General features: G+C 61.3%; 13 protein-coding genes. 12 read left to right on the top strand and 1 reads right to left on the bottom strand.

All coding sequences use genetic code 11. The annotated features are described in order from the left end of the window. Window positions 1–1477, bottom strand: a 1477-nt coding sequence (locus tag EOL86_01605) for an NADH-quinone oxidoreductase subunit H (GenBank protein ID NCD24277.1), incomplete at its 3' end; no start/stop codon positions are given. A 449-nt stretch (window positions 1478–1926) separates the two neighbouring features. Here EOL86_01605 and mraZ point away from each other — a divergent pair. Genes mraZ through EOL86_01545 form a run of 12 tightly spaced genes read left to right on the top strand, consistent with a single transcriptional unit; the run spans window position 1927 to window position 15191 of the window. Beyond that, window positions 1927–2382 carry a division/cell wall cluster transcriptional repressor MraZ gene (mraZ, locus tag EOL86_01600; GenBank protein NCD24276.1) on the top strand — a complete coding sequence of 152 codons (456 nt, stop codon included), beginning with the start codon at window positions 1927–1929 and terminating at the stop codon, window positions 2380–2382. Window positions 2383–2393: 11 nt separating this feature from the next. After that, window positions 2394–3353, top strand: coding sequence for a 16S rRNA (cytosine(1402)-N(4))-methyltransferase RsmH (gene rsmH, locus EOL86_01595; protein ID NCD24275.1), 960 nt, complete (start codon window positions 2394–2396; stop codon window positions 3351–3353). 35 nt (window positions 3354–3388) lie between these two features. Beyond that, window positions 3389–3622, top strand: a complete 234-nt coding sequence (locus tag EOL86_01590; GenBank protein NCD24274.1) for a hypothetical protein — start codon at window positions 3389–3391, stop codon at window positions 3620–3622. Window positions 3623–3628: 6 nt separating this feature from the next. Continuing rightward, complete coding sequence (locus EOL86_01585; GenBank protein NCD24273.1) at window positions 3629–5581, top strand: PASTA domain-containing protein; 1953 nt, start codon at window positions 3629–3631, stop codon at window positions 5579–5581. 12 nt (window positions 5582–5593) lie between these two features. Further along, window positions 5594–7012 carry a UDP-N-acetylmuramoyl-L-alanyl-D-glutamate--2,6-diaminopimelate ligase gene (locus EOL86_01580; protein NCD24272.1) on the top strand — a complete coding sequence of 473 codons (1419 nt, stop codon included), beginning with the start codon at window positions 5594–5596 and terminating at the stop codon, window positions 7010–7012. Further along, window positions 7009–8367: a UDP-N-acetylmuramoyl-tripeptide--D-alanyl-D-alanine ligase gene (locus EOL86_01575; protein ID NCD24271.1), complete on the top strand. Its 1359-nt coding sequence runs from the start codon at window positions 7009–7011 to the stop codon at window positions 8365–8367. The genes EOL86_01580 and EOL86_01575 overlap by 4 nt, the downstream gene beginning before the upstream one ends. Beyond that, window positions 8364–9440, top strand: coding sequence for a phospho-N-acetylmuramoyl-pentapeptide-transferase (locus EOL86_01570; GenBank protein NCD24270.1), 1077 nt, complete (start codon window positions 8364–8366; stop codon window positions 9438–9440). The genes EOL86_01575 and EOL86_01570 overlap by 4 nt, the downstream gene beginning before the upstream one ends. Window positions 9441–9447: 7 nt before the next feature. Beyond that, on the top strand, window positions 9448–10740 hold the full coding sequence (gene murD / locus EOL86_01565; GenBank protein NCD24269.1) for a UDP-N-acetylmuramoyl-L-alanine--D-glutamate ligase: 1293 nt from the start codon (window positions 9448–9450) through the stop codon (window positions 10738–10740). After that, window positions 10737–11858, top strand: a complete 1122-nt coding sequence (gene ftsW / locus EOL86_01560) for a putative lipid II flippase FtsW (protein NCD24268.1) — start codon at window positions 10737–10739, stop codon at window positions 11856–11858. The genes murD and ftsW overlap by 4 nt, the downstream gene beginning before the upstream one ends. Then, complete coding sequence (murG, locus tag EOL86_01555) at window positions 11855–12934, top strand: undecaprenyldiphospho-muramoylpentapeptide beta-N-acetylglucosaminyltransferase (protein ID NCD24267.1); 1080 nt, start codon at window positions 11855–11857, stop codon at window positions 12932–12934. Before ftsW ends, murG begins: the two co-directional genes overlap by 4 nt. 21 nt (window positions 12935–12955) lie before the next feature. After that, window positions 12956–14323 carry a UDP-N-acetylmuramate--L-alanine ligase gene (locus EOL86_01550; protein ID NCD24266.1) on the top strand — a complete coding sequence of 456 codons (1368 nt, stop codon included), beginning with the start codon at window positions 12956–12958 and terminating at the stop codon, window positions 14321–14323. Continuing rightward, window positions 14310–15191, top strand: coding sequence for an FtsQ-type POTRA domain-containing protein (locus EOL86_01545; protein NCD24265.1), 882 nt, complete (start codon window positions 14310–14312; stop codon window positions 15189–15191). The genes EOL86_01550 and EOL86_01545 overlap by 14 nt, the downstream gene beginning before the upstream one ends. The last annotated feature ends 31 nt before the right edge of the window (window positions 15192–15222 follow it).

Raw genomic sequence — 15222 nt, 5'->3', positions numbered from 1 at the left:
CGGACCATGCGTGGGCCACCCGTGGCAAGATGCGCCAGACCACGGCCGGAAAGAGACCGATGACCATGCACCCGGCGGCTAGCAGGAGCATGCCCGCGCGCATGGTCCGGGCACATTCGTGAACCGTTGTGGCGCGGTTCGATCTGGGTGCGCCCAAAAAGATCACGCCACAGACTTTGATGAAGCAAGCCAGGGCCAGGGCCCCGGTCACGGCCAGGAGCACGACGGCTGGAATAGCGGCCACGGCCGTGTCGTTTTTGGCGATGCCCGCCTGAAAGAGGCCGGAATAGATCAGCCATTCGCTGACAAAACCGTTCAGGGGCGGCAGGCCGCAAATGGCCACGGAACCCAGGGTGAAGAGGGTCGCGGTCCAGGGCATGGCGCGCCATAGTCCTCCCAGGCGGCTCATTTCGCGCGTGCCCGTGGCGTGCAGGACCGAGCCCGCGCCCAGAAAGAGAAGGGATTTGAACAGCCCGTGGTTCCAGATATGCAGCAGCCCTCCGGCCAGGGCCAGGGCGCCCCAGGCGGGCATGCTTCGTTCGCGGGCCAGGAGCGCGAAGCCCAGACCCATGAGGATGATGCCGATGTTTTCCACGCTGTGGTAGGCGAGAAGACGTTTCAGGTCATGCTGGCCCAGGGCGAAGGCCACGCCAAGCACGGCGCTGGCGCAGCCAAGGCCGGCGATGAGCCAGTCCGCGCCCGGAGGCAGGGGCATCCAGCCGCTGAAGCGGACGAGGCCGTACACGCCAATCTTGATGGCCATGCCGGACATGAGGGCCGAGACATGGCTGGGGGCATTGGCGTGGGCCGAGGGCAGCCAGATGTGCAGGGGGAAGACGCCGGCCTTGATGCCGAATCCGACGAGGGCCAACCAGAACAGGGGGGCAAGATCCGGCCGGTGGGACAGGGAGCCCAGCTCCCAGGAGCCGGTTTGCGCGGCCAGGGCCGAGAAAAAGGCGAACAGGGCCAGGGTGCCGACGTGGGAGGCGGCCAGATAGAGCCAGCCAGCGCTCCGTGCTGTATTGTTGTTTCGCTCCAGGCTGACCAGGAAATAGGCGCTGACGGCGAAAAGCTCCCAGGCCAGGAGAAAATGCAGTCCATTTCCCGCCAGCAGAACGCCGCCCATGCCCAGGAGCATGGCGTTCCACCAGCAACGTCCGCGAGGCGCGCTTTGGGGGTGGGCTGATTGGTGCCAATAACCAAGGGAGTAAACGGACGCGGCCGAGGCCACGACGGACAAAAGAATGAGAAAAAAGGCACCCAGCGCGTCAAGATTCAGGGATATCGTCTGTCCTCCCAGGGCCACGCCGTTGGTCCAGGACCAGGAGGGTTGCCCAAGGAGTATCGAAATGCCAGCGAGCAAGGCGCACAACGCACCAGTCAGCGTGCATGCGATCCAGACTCGTGCTTTGGACGTAAACATCATGCCAGTGAGCATTCCAAGCAGGGTGCAGAGAAGCAAAAAAGAAATATTCATGGCAATGATCCGCGAAATATAACGTCTTATGAATGCGTTTTGAAAAAAAAATGTTTCTGCTGTGAACGCAGACGCTGTTTAGCAAGGCGAAAACTTGTGATCCTGTGTTCGCGTTATGCGTGTCCGAGCTCGGTATTTGTCTTTTTTGTTGTTAAAATTTAACGAATTACATTAAAAGTAAAGTCGATTTTCGTAGGTTATCGAATCCAGTCCAGTGGATATTCCTCTCGAAATAGAGTGTCAAGAATTTGAGAGAGCAAGTCGGTGCGAAGTGCCACGTCGTGGTTTTGGTCGGTTCCTGACGGATGTTGTGAAATTGTATCTGCCTGAATTATCGGTTTTTCACGCTTGGTTTTGTCGGTGGCCGGCGACGCCGGCTTGACGGGCGCGCGGCGCGGTGGGTATGGGGTGGTAAAAAGTGGTAAATAGTGGGAAAAACGTGAGGGAATATGTTTAGAGGGCATGCGCAACGAACCCAGGATCCCAAGGGACGGCTGATGCTGCCCCCGGAATTCCGTGACGAGGTTTTGGCGCAGTCCCCGGACGGCTCGCTCATGTTGACCAATTTTGACGATTGTATCGCCGCGTATCCCATGCCGGAGTGGCTGGTCATCGAGCAGAGCTTTTCCAAGCTGAACATGGCCAATCGTCGTTTCCGTGATTTTCATCGCTTTTTTATCGCCGGAGCCGTGGAGGTGATCCTGGACAAGCAGGGGCGGGTGCTCATCCCACCTCATTTGCGCAAGTACGCGGGGTTGCAAAAAGATATCATCCTGGCGGGGGTGGGGCGCAAATTCGAGATCTGGGACCGGGAGCGGTTCGAGGCCCAGCAGCAGGCCATGCAGGACAATTTTGACGAGGTCATGGACGACCTGGCCGCCAACGGTTTTGAATTGCGATTCTGATCTGGAGCCGTATGAATGAGATAGTGCAGCATGTCCCGGTCATGCGCGACGAAGTCATGGACTGGATCGCGCCCAAGCCGGGAGGACGATATCTGGACGCCACCCTGGGGTTGGGCGGCCATACCGCCCGGATCATGGAATTGACCGGCGGGCGGGCCCGCGTGCTTGGCCTGGATCGCGACGAACATGCCCTGGCTCGGGCCAAGGCCCGGTTGGCGCCATTTGGAGATGCCGTGACCTGCGTGCATTCCGCGTTTCGGTATTTCGAGGACGCCTTGGAGGAGGTGGGCTGGTCACGGGTGGATGGCGTCATCGCCGACCTGGGCGTGTCCTCCGTGCAATTGGACAGCCCGGAGCGTGGATTTTCCTTTCTTCACGACGGCCCTCTTGACATGCGCATGGATCCTGGTTCAGGCGGTGCTCCCGCCGCGAACATCGTCAACAGCGCCTCGTACGACCGGCTTCGGAAAATCATCTGGGAATATGGCGAGGAACCCATGGCTGGGCGCATCGCGCGGGCCATTGTCGCCGCCAGGGAAGAGAGTCCCATCCGGACCACCCTGGAACTGGCCCGAATCGTGGCCGCCGCCTATCCCGCCAAGCGTCGGGCCCTGGCCCGGAACCATCCGGCGACCAAGACGTTTCAAGCCCTGCGGATCGAGGTCAACGGCGAGCTGGAGGAAATCGGGCTTTTTTTGGACCGCGTCATCGACGTGCTCGCTCCGGGTGCCCGCATCGCGGTCATCTCATTTCATTCCCTGGAAGACCGCATCGTCAAGCATGCGTTTCGCCGTGAAAGCTCGGGTTGCCTGTGTCCGCCGGAATACCCCGTCTGCCAGTGCGGCCATGAAAAAAAGGTGCGTCTGCCGTTTCGCAAGCCACTGCTGCCCACCGCCGAGGAAATGCGCGTCAACAGCCGGAGTCGGAGCGCCAAGTTGCGCGTGGCCGAACGGCTTGGAGACGAGGCGTGAGCGCTGGTCGTGTCGGTTTCGTGGGCCTTGGCGCCATGTTTCTGGTGACCATCGTGCTTGGTTTGACGCTGGTGTGGGTCAATATCGAGCGGGTGGATCACGCCTACAAGCTGAAGGCCCTGGAGCGTGAGTATCAGGAGATGCTGGAACAGCATTCCAAGCTTCAGGTGGAGTTGCACTATTTGCTCGCGCCGCCAACCCTGCGCGACAGGGCGGAAAAGGCCGGACTGCGGCCTCCGGCGCGAGATCAGATCCGCATGGTGGAATAAAAAGGCATGGCCAAAAAAGAAAGCAACCTCGCCAGGGAGCGCAAGCCGCCCAAGGATCGCAGCCGGGGCAAGATTATTTTTGCCGGCGTGATTTTTGGCGTGGTGCTGATGGGGTTGTGGGCGCGTGCCTATTATGTGCAGGTGGTCAAGGGACCGGAATACGCCAAGATGGCGAACCGGCAGTACTGGGCCTCCGAGACCGTTTCCGGGAAGCGCGGCGAGATCGTGGACCGAAACGGTTTGCTTTTGGCCAAGACCATCATCACCCAGTCCGTGTACGCCCGGCCCAAGGAAATCGTCGACCGCTGGCTCACGTCCCGGGCTCTTGGAAAAATCCTTGGGACCAGCTCCAAGGATATCGGAACGGTTCTCGATCCCAAGAAGCGCTTTGTCTGGGTCGCCCGCAAGATCAGCGACGCCCAGGCCCAGGCCATCCGCGAAGAGCGCCTGCCCGGTGTTTATCTGGATGCCGAAAACTCGCGCCAGTATCCACAAGGCTACATGGCCGGCCAGCTGCTTGGTTTTGTCAATGTGGACGGTCGTGGCATCGAGGGCGTGGAACGCAGCTTCAATGATCTGCTGGCGCCTTCGTCGGCCAAGTACACGGTCCAGAAAGATGCCGCCGGGAAACGGCTTTTCAACCTCGATCGTGACGACCGCGCCTCGTTCAACGGCGAGACCCTGCGTTTGACCATCGATTCCCAGGTTCAGCTGGCCACGGAAGAGGCGCTGGAGCGTTCGGTGCTGCGCGCCCGGGGGAAATACGGCATGGCCCTGGTGGTGGAAGTGGCCACTGGCGAGATTCTGTCCTGGGCGAACTATCCGCTTTTCAATCCCAACGTGGTCAAAAAAACCGACGGGGAATGGAAAAACCGTCTGGCCGTGGACATCTTCGAGCCCGGTTCGACCATGAAGCCCATCGTGGTCGCGGCCGCGCTTCAGGAAAAGATCTGTTCGCCGGACACGAAGTACGATTGTGAACAGGGAAAATGGAAGGTTGGCGGCCGACGGATCAAGGACACGCACAAGTACGAAAAACTGACCGTCAGCGAGATCGTCCGGTATTCGAGCAATATCGGCATGGCCAAGATCGGCCTGGAATTGGGCGCGGCCAAGTATGACCGTTATCTGCAGCGGCTTGGCTTTGCCCGGCCCATGGGTTTGCCCCTGCCGGGCGAGTCCGCCGGCCTGATCCGACCCTTCGCCCAGTGGACCCAGGTGGATCTGGCCAACATGGCCTTCGGACAAGGGCTGGGCGTGACCATGCTCCAAATGGCCGAGGCGTATTTATGCCTAGCCAACGAGGGGATGCGTTTGCCGCTGCGCTTGGTGCACGAGCCTCATCCGACGCCGGAGAGCGTGCGGGTGTTCGATCCCGCCGTGGCCAGGGCCGTCATGACCATGCTGGAAGAGGTGGTGCAGATGGACGGCACCGGCACCAGGGCCCGCATTGACGGCGTGCGCGTGGCCGGCAAGACTGGCACGGCCCAAAAGGCCAGCCCCACGGGCGGGTACGGGAGCGAGTACGTGGCGTCGTTCTTCGCCATCTTTCCGGCGGACAAACCGAAATATCTGGTGTGCATGCTGGTCGACGAGCCCCAGGCCGGTCATTACGGCGGGGTTCTGGTGGCGCCCGAGGTCCGGAATGTCGGCGTGCAGCTTTTGACCTCCTCGGGCATGCTGACCGAACCCATGGAGCGGACGATGGCGCGGCCCCTGGCTCCGAATCGTTTCATGGCGTCCGTGTCGCGGGAGTGCGAGATCAAGGTCGACAACGCGACCATGCCGGACCTGAAGGGCGCCACTGTGCGTCAGGCCCTGGAGATTCTCGTTGGACGGAATATCGTGCCCGTGGTTTCCGGCCAGGGTGTTTTGGTGGAACGGCAAAAACCCGCTCCGGGCGAGAAGTGGCCGGCGGATAAAAAATGCCGGCTGTGGTTGACCCAGGAACCCAGTTAACAAGGCGTGACGATGCAACTCGATCAAATTGTGGACATGCTGGAACATGGCGCCGGGCTGTACTCCCATTCCGGGAAAGTGCGGCCTGGTGGCGTGTTCGTGGCCATGCCCGGCTCGCGGGTGGATGGCGCGCGGTTCATCGACGAGGCCGTGGCCAGGGGGGCGCGGGTCGTGGTGCACGCCCAGGGCGCTCCGGCAAGACCCGTGGAAGGGGTCTGCTTCGTCGCGGTGCCCAATCCGGCACGGACCTTGGGGGTTCTGGCCCGGACCGCCCTTGGCACCAAGGATCGCATGCCCCGGGTCGTTGGGGTGACCGGGACCAACGGCAAGACCACCATCGCCTACCTCCTGGAATATCTTTTGGCCCGCAACGGCGTGCGCGCCGGTCTCATGGGGACGATCGGATGCTCCTGGAACGGACATTTCGAGCCGGCGAGCATGACCACTCCGGATTGCCTGAGCCTGCACGGGACAATCCGGCGCATGGTTGATGACCAGGTGGAATGCGTGGTCATGGAAGTTTCTTCCCACGCCCTGGATCAGGATCGCATTGCCGGGGTTCCGGTGGATGTCGGGGTTTTTTCCAACCTGACCCAGGACCATCTCGATTACCATCGGACGATGGACGCGTATTTCGCGGCCAAGGCGCGGCTTTTTTGGGATTTAGAGCGGCGTTGCGCCAAGGGCGCGGTCAACGTGGACGATCCCCGTGGGCGCGAACTTCTGGCGGGTCGCGACGATCTTCTTGGCTATGGTTTGGACGTGCCGGCCGAGCTGCATGGGACAGTGCTCGATTCGGGCCCCCGGGGCATGCGACTGGCCATGCGGTATGCCGGACAATCCTGGGAGCTGCGGACCGGACTGGTGGGCAGGCACAACGCCTCCAACCTGTTGGCCTGCCAGGGAGCCGGTTTGCTGTTGGGGTTGACGCCCGAACAGATGCTGGTCCTGGCCGATGCGCCCGGAGCGCCAGGACGGCTGGAACGGGTTCCGAATTCCAGGCAGCTTGATATTTTCATCGACTACGCGCACACGCCCGATGCCCTGGAAAAGGTTGCGGCGGCCTTGAAAGCCATGGGCTTTGCGCGCCTGATCACGGTTTTTGGTTGTGGCGGGGATCGCGATGCGACCAAACGTCCGCTCATGGGGCAGGCCGTGGCCCGGCATGCGGACATCGCGATCTTGACCTCGGACAATCCCCGCACCGAGGACCCGGAATCGATTCTGGATCAGGTCGCTCCAGGTTTGACCGAGGCGCCCCAGGTCCTGCGCGAGGTGGACCGGCGGAAGGCCATCGGTCTGGCCATCGAGCGCATGCATCCTGGAGATGCCTTGCTCATCGCGGGCAAGGGTCACGAGGATTATCAGATCATCGGCACGACCAAGACGCATTTTTCCGACTTCGAAGTCGTGCGGGAGTATCTGGCGTGAACATGACCTTGGCCGAAATCGCCCTTGCCCTAGGTTGCTACCTCGATGCGGGTTCGTCGTCCGTCGTGACGCGGGTGCGCACGGACAGTCGCACAGTGGGCGAGGGGGATCTTTTTTTCTGTATTGTCGGCCAGAACATGGACGGTCATCAATTCGCGGCCCAGGCCGTGGCCGCCGGGGCGCGGGCCGTGGTCGCCAGCGCGCCGTTGACCGTGGACGCACCCGTGTTTCTGGTCGAGGACACCACCGTGGCCCTGGGTCGCCTGGCCCGGGCTTGGCGGGAGCGATCCACGGCCAGGGTCATCGGCGTCACCGGCTCGGCCGGCAAGACCACGGTCAAGGAGATGCTGGCCCAGGTTCTGGGCGCCGTTGGCCCGACGGCCAAGAATTTTCGCAATTTGAACAATCAGATCGGCCTGCCCTTGTCGATGCTGGAGATGACCGGGACGGAAGATTTCTGGGTTTTGGAATTGGGCATCAGCCGTCCGGGAGACATGGACGATTTGGGGCGCATCCTGGCCCCGGACGCGGCCATGGTGGTCAATATCGGTCCCTGCCATCTGGAGGGACTGGGCGATCTGGCCGGGGTGGCCCGTGAAAAATCCAGCCTGTTCGATTTTGTCCGTCCTGGGGGCTTTTGTTGCGTGAACGCCGACTATCCGCTGTTGGTTACGGAAAGCGACGGCCGCTGCCCGCGCCGGGTCCTTTTTTCCGGTGGCGGTCGGGACGTGGCCTATTCCTGTCGTCAACGCGCGGTGCATGGCGATCGGGCCGAATTTGGTCTTTGTGCCCGGGGGCGCGTCGTGAACCTGACGGTTTCGGCCAATGTCCACGTCGAGGAGAACATGGCCGCGGTGGTCGCCATGGCCATGGAACTGGGGCTGTCGCCCGAAACCATCGCCCAGGCGTTGGGTACCTACGCGCCGGTGCCCCAGCGTTTCGCCATTGCCCAGGCGGGAGCCTGGACCCTGATCGACGATACCTACAACGCCAATCCCGTGTCCATGGCCCGTTCCATCCACGAGGCGGAGCGTCTGGCCCAGGGCCGGCGGCTGGTTTTGGTGTTGGCGGACATGCGCGAGCTGGGGCCGGAGAGCGCGGCCGCGCATCGTGATCTGGGGCGGCTCATCGGACGCACGGCCTGCTCGCATTGTTTTTTTCACGGCGCGCATGCCCGCGATGTTCAGGATGGATTGGGAACCTTTTCCGGGCTGTTTCGACGGGTGGAGGATCCATCCGATGTCACGGGGGCCCTGGCCGACGTGCGCGACGCTGGCGGGGTGATGCTTTTCAAGGGGTCGCGGAGCTGCGCGATGGAACATTTTTATCAGGCCGTCGAGAGGAACTGGGCGTGATTTATCATCTGTTGTACCCCATGAGTGAGCAATTGGGGCTCTTGAACGTCTTCCGGTATATCACCTTCCGGTCGATCTATGCCATGCTCACCGCCCTGATCCTGGCCATCATCATTGGTCCGACCTTCATTGGCTGGTTGCGCAAGTTGAAATGCGGTCAGTACATCAAGGAGTGTGGCCCGGATCATCAGGGCAAGAGCGGCACCCCGACCATGGGTGGCCTGCTCTTTGGGTTTTGCATGCTGGCCAGCGTCTTTTTGTGGGGCGATTTAACAAACAAATACGTCTGGCTGACCATCATGGTTTTTGTCGGTTTCGGCGCCGTGGGCTTTGCCGATGACTATATCAAGGTGGTCCGGCGTCATAACGATGGACTGTCTCCCCGCGCCAAGCTGGCCGGGCAGTTGATCATCGCTGTCGGCGCGGCCTCGTTGCTGGTTTATTTTCCGGAGTACTCGACCCAGCTCATGGCGCCTTTTTTCAAAAATTTTCGGCCTGATTTGTCCTGGATGTATGTGCCTTTCGCCGTGTTCGTCATGATCGGCGCGTCCAACGGCGTCAATCTGACCGACGGACTGGACGGGTTGGCCATCGGACCGGCCGTGGTTTCGGCCGGTTGCTTTGCCCTGTTCATTTATGTGGCCGGCCACGTGAATCTGGCCAACTATCTGCAAGTGGCCTACGTCCCCGGGGTGGGGGAGGTGACGGTTATCTGTGGCGCCATGATCGGCGCGGGCCTTGGTTTTTTGTGGTTCAATGCGTATCCGGCCCAGGTTTTCATGGGCGATGTCGGCAGCCTGAGTATTGGCGGCACGTTGGGATTCATTGCCATCCTTTGCAAACAGGAACTCCTGTTGGTGGTCGTGGGCGGGTTGTTCGTGGTCGAGACGCTTTCGGTCATCCTGCAGGTTGGATATTTCAAGGTCAGTGGCGGCAAGCGGATTTTCCGCATGGCTCCCCTGCATCATCATTTCGAAAAGAAAGGTGTGCATGAGTCCAAGATCATTATCCGGTTCTGGATCCTGTCGCTGCTCTTGGCGGTCATGGCCCTTGGAACCTTGAAATTGCGGTAGGTTGCACATGCGCGAATTTATCCACGCGGATCAACTTCGAGGACATCGGGCCGTGGTTGTCGGCGCCGGTCGTTCGGGGCTGGCCGCCGGCCGCCTGTTGTCCCGGCTTGGCGCCTCGGTCCGCCTTTTGGAAAAAGACCCCGCCCGCGTCGCCGATCTGCCCGAGTCCGCGCAATGGGACGTGGTGACCGGCGAACATGACGCGGCGCATTTCGCGGACGCGCAGATCGTGGTCCTGAGTCCCGGCATTCCCCGGACGCGGATCGCGCCGTTGTTGTCCGCCGGCGTGCAGCTTGTCTCCGAATTGGAACTGGCCAGTTGGTTCGTGACCGAGCCCGTCGTGGCCATCACCGGCACCAACGGCAAGACCACGACCACGACGCTGATCAGCCGCATTCTGGAACGCAACGGCAAGACTGTGTTCACTGGCGGCAACATTGGCACGCCATTGTCCGAATACCTTCTGGACCACGATCAGGCCGATGTCGTGGTGCTGGAAGTGTCCAGTTTCCAGCTTCAAAATTCGCCTTCCTTTCGGCCACGGGTCGCCCTGCTGCTCAATTTTTCGTCCAATCATCTCGATTACCACGCGACCATGGACGAATATCTAGACGCCAAATTGAGCATGTTCGCCCACATGGGACCCGACGATCTGGCCATCGTGCCGCTGTCCATGAAGGAGGAATTGGAGGGCCGGGCCTTTACCCCGGCGCGGCGGGTCTATTTCGTGGCCAGCGAGCGTTTCGACTGCCCCGGCCTGCCTGGGGCGCACAACCGGGAAAACATGGAAGCGGCCTATCTGGCGTGCCGTTTTTTTGGCTTGTCCCAGGACGAGGTCCAGCACGGGATCGATGGTTTTTCTTCCCTGCCGCATCGTCTGGAAGCCGTGGCCGAGCACGCCGGAATCGTGTTTGTCGATGATTCCAAGTCCACGACCATCGATTCCCTGGGCGCGGCCCTGCGCAGTCAGGACCGCCCGGTGCGGCTGCTGGCGGGAGGCGTGTTCAAGGGGGGGGATTTGGGCGCGATTTTGCCGTTGGTCCGGGAACGGGTGCGGGGGGTGTATCTCTTTGGCCGGTCCAGGGAGGTTTTCGAGGCCGCCTGGGCCGGGGCCGGCGTGGACATGACCTGGGACGCGACCCTGGAAGACGCCGTGTTTCGGGCCGCCGACGAGGCCAAGGCCGGAGAATGCCTGCTGTTGTCCCCGGCCACGGCCAGCTTTGATTTGTTCGCCAACTACAAGGAGCGGGGCAAGGCGTTTCAACGCGCCGTGCGCGAATGGGTGGATGGACAGGCATGAAGATCACGCAGCGTGAAACCGCGCTTCCTCCCATGCACTTTGATTATGTGCTGCTGGGGGCGATAGTCGCCTTTTCGGCCTTGGGGCTGATCATGGTCATGAGCGCCAGCGGAATCATGGCCGAGAAGGTGTATGGCGACAAATACGCGCTGTTTTGGAAACAGGCGGCGTACATGCTGGTTGGATTTTTGGTGCTGATCGGGGCCATGCGGATGTCCATGAACTTTTTTTACCGCCGCCCCTATTTTTGGATCATTCTCGCCGCGGTGCTGCTTGTCCTGACCCTTGTTTCGCCCTTGGCCACCACGGCCGGCGGCGCCAGCCGGTGGCTGCGCCTCGGCCCCCTGTCCATCCAGCCCCTGGAAGTGGCCAAGGTCGCCCTGGTATTCTATTTGTCCTATTTTTTCGCCAACAAGCAGGACATGGTGCAGACCTTCAGCGTGGGATTTTTGCCCCCTATTCTGATGACGGGCGCGTTGTGTCTGCTTTTGCTCTTGCAGCCGGATTTCGGCGGTGCCATGGTCATGGCTGGGCTTTTGTTCTTGATGTGCCTGGCGGGTGGAACACGGATTATTTTTTTGGGATCGGCCGGAATGCTGGCCGCGGTCTCGGCGGTGCTCCTGGTGGTCAATTCTCCGTATCGTTTCCGGCGGTTTTTTGCATTTCTCGATCCCTTCAAGGATGCCCAGAATTCCGGCTATCAGCTTGTCCAGTCCCTCTATGGGCTGGGTTCGGGCGGCTGGCTGGGACTGGGGCTGGGGGAAGGGCGGCAGAAGCTTTTTTTCCTGCCGGAAGCCCACAATGACTTTATCGTTTCCGTATTGGGCGAGGAAATGGGTTTTGTCGGTCTGTCGCTGATTTTTGTGTTGCTTGGCGTCGTGCTGTGGCGGGCGGTGCTCATCAGTATCCGCCAGCAGGATATCCGCGACCGGATCACGGCTTTTGGCATGGGCGCGATCATCCTCATGGGCGGAGTGCTGAACGCGGGCGTGGTGCTGGGCGCCTTGCCGCCAAAGGGCGTGCCCATGCCGTTCTTGAGTTATGGTGGCAGTCATTTGCTGGCGGAATATTTTTGTGTTGGAATGTTGTTGAACCTCTCCCGGAAGGCTCGACCATGAAGCGTCTTGTTGTGACCACTGGCGGCACCGGAGGCCATATTTTCCCGGCTTTGGCCGTGGCCGAGGCCGTGCGTCAGGCCGAGCCCCAGTGCGAGATTCTGTTTGTCGGTGGCGAGCATGGGCCCGAGGGGCGGTGGGCCGCGCGGAGCGGTCTGGAGTTTGTCGCGTTGCCGGCCAGGGGTGTCTTGGGGCGGGGGTTCAGAAGCGTGGGCAGTGTCGTCTGGCTTGGCCGGAGTCTGTTCAAGGCCTGGCGGCTGATGCGGCGCTTTCGGCCGGACGTGGTCCTGGGCCTGGGCGGCTACGCGGGTTTTTCCTGCGTGCTGGCCGCGAGTTTCATGGGCATCCCCACGGCCATCCACGAACAAAACAGCGTGCCGGGCGTGACCAACCGGGTTCTGGCCCGCCGGGTTGATCGGGTCCTGGTCAGCTTCGAGGGGATGGACGCGCCGGCCTTTACCGGTCGCAATGTGGTCGTCACCGGTAATCCCATCCGGGGCAATATCCGCGTCTTGCGCGACCGCGAGCCAACCCATGGCCGTAACGTGCTCGTGGTCGGCGGCAGCCAGGGCGCGGCGGCCCTGAACCGGATCATGCTGCGCGAAATGGACAGCTTTCGCGGCCAGGGCATCCAGATTTGGCATCAGACCGGTCGCGACGATTACGAAATGGTTCGCGCCGCATACGCCGAGCACTATCCCGAAGCCCGCGTCGATGCCTTCATCGACACCATGGAAGAGGCCTACGCCTTTGCCGATCTGGTGATTTGCCGGGCCGGCGCCACGACCATCGCCGAGCTGACGGCGGCCGGAAAGCCGAGCATCCTGGTGCCTTTCCCCTATGCCACGCACGACCATCAACTTAAGAACGCCCGGTTTTTGGAAGCCGAGGGCGCGGCCATGGTGATCCAGCAAAGCTATCTGGAAGACAAGAGCCTGGCTGCGGCGGTGGGCGATTTGTTTGGCATGCCTGATCGGCTGGCCAAGATGAGTCGCGCCGCCCGGGACATGGGCAGGCCCGATGCCGGCGAGCGGGTCGTGGCGGAACTACAGTCTTTGGCCGGAACCAGAAACCGGTAATCACGAGATATATTCATGGGCATGAAATCAAAGATCAAACGCATTCATATGGTGGGCATTGGCGGCGCCGGCATGAGCGGGATCGCCGAGGTGCTTCTCAATCTTGGCTACGAGGTTTCGGGATCGGACCTGGTGACTAGCCCTGTGTCCCAACGCCTGGAGACGCTGGGCGCGAAGGTTTTTGTCGGTCACGACGCGGGAAATGTGCGTGACGCGCAGGTTTTGGTGCGGTCCTCGGCCGTGCGCGATTCCAACCCCGAATTGGCGGCGGCTCGCAAAAAGTCCATTCCCATCATTCCCCGGGCCGAGATGCTGGCCGAGCTGATGCGCCTCAAGACGGGCGTGGCCGTGGCCGGGACCCACGGCAAGACCACGACGACATCGCTTTTGGCCACGATATTCAAGGAGGCCGACCTAGACCCGACGGTCATTATCGGTGGTCGTTTGAACGCCTATGGCACCAACGCCATGCTCGGCCAGGGGAAATATCTCATCGCCGAGGCCGATGAGTCCGACGGTTCCTTTTTGTGCCTGCTGCCGCGTGTGACCATCGTGACCAACATCGACGCCGATCATCTCGATTTTTACAAGGATTTGGGTGAGATCCGGGATAGTTTTGTTGAGTTCATGAACAGCGTCCCCTTCTACGGCCTCAACGTCGTTTGCGGGGATGACCCCGGGGTGCGTTCGGTACTGGCGCGGGTGCGCCGCCCGGTGTTGACCTATGGTTTCGACGAGGGCAACGCCTTGCGCGCCGAAATAGTCAGCAGCGAGGCCGGGTCGCGTTTTCGGGTTTTCCGGGACGGCGAATTTTGGGGTGATGTGTCCCTGACCCACCCTGGCCGGCACAATGTGCTCAACGCCTTGGGAGCCATTGGCGTGGCCATCGAGGCGGGTGTGCCCAAGAAGGATATCATCGGCGGTTTGGGCGCCTTTGGCGGCGTGGGACGGCGTTTCGAGCGCAAGGGCGAGAGAGACGGCGTGTTGGTGGTCGATGATTATGGCCATCATCCCACGGAAATAGCGGCCACGTTGCAGACCGCCCGGGCCTGTTACCCGGACAGACGCTTGGTCGTGGCGTTTCAGCCCCACCGGTTCACCCGGACCCAGGCCCTGTTCGGAGAATTTTCGCGGGTTTTTGGTCCGGTGGACCAGCTGCTGTTGACGGAGATCTACCCGGCCAGCGAATCGCCCATCCCCGGGGTCAGCGGGCAGAGTCTGGCCCAGGCCGTGCGGCAGATTTCGGATACGCCGGTACGGTTTTTCGAGACCTTTGACGCCATGCGGGATGCCTTGAAAGAAATCCTGCGGCCCGGGGATTTGTTCGTGACCCTTGGGGCTGGAAGTATTTGGACAGTGGGGCAGAAGTATCTGGATGGCGAGAAATAGGACAAGCGGCGTGAACACAGCGGTCATGGGCAAGAGAATTCGCAGGAACGTTTCCCGAAGAACGGATTTGCGTCGGCCCGTGGCCAAGACCGAAGTTGTCGGAGGGCTGCTCGCCGGGGTTGGCCGGGCAGTGGGCGCGGTTTGTCGCTGGATGCTGGCCGTGATCTTCCTGATCGGGGTCAGTTCCGCGATCCTGCTGACGTACCGCTGGATCACGGAGCATGAATTTTTTTCTCTGGACAAGCTGGAAGTCAGGGGCGCCCAGCGGCTGAGTTCGGACGAAATCGCCGCCATGGGTGGTGTCGCGCCGGGCTGCAATATCCTTGGCTTGAACATCGTCGATATCCAACGACGGGTCGCGGCCTCGGAATGGATCGAAACCGTGTCCGTGACCCGCACCTTGCCGGACCAGCTGATTATCGAAGTCAAGGAAAGGACGCCTTTTTTTCTGGTCCGGCGCGATGATCGTCTTTTTTACGCGGATATCACCGGCCAGCCCATTGTCGGCGTGGGGGTGGACAAGTTCATTTCCCTGCCGCTTTTGGACAAGGAGGAGGGGGTGCCGCTTGGACCGGGATTCATGGCCCTGTTGGGGGAAATCGGCCGCAACGCCCTGCCTTTTGGCATGAGCCAGATCGCCTGGATGCGTCAGGACAGCGCCGAGCAATACAGTCTTTTTCTGGAGAGACCACGGGTTCTCGTTCAATTGGATGGCAAGGATCTGCACGCGGCCGTGACATGCTTGACCAAGCTGTGGGCCGACCTGGAACATCGGGGCGAACTGGAAATGGTCACATCCATGTTTGTCATGCCGGGTCGGGCCTGGGTCCGGCACAAGGCCGCACCGGCAGTCGAAAAAACACTCTAGAATGCGTGCCGGCCGTTTGCCGGTTGATGAG

This window comes from Deltaproteobacteria bacterium, from assembly GCA_009930495.1.
Lineage (GTDB): Bacteria > Desulfobacterota > Desulfovibrionia > Desulfovibrionales > Desulfomicrobiaceae > Desulfomicrobium.
Note: the sequence above shows the minus strand (reverse complement) of the source record. Positions and strands in the feature narration are given on the sequence as shown.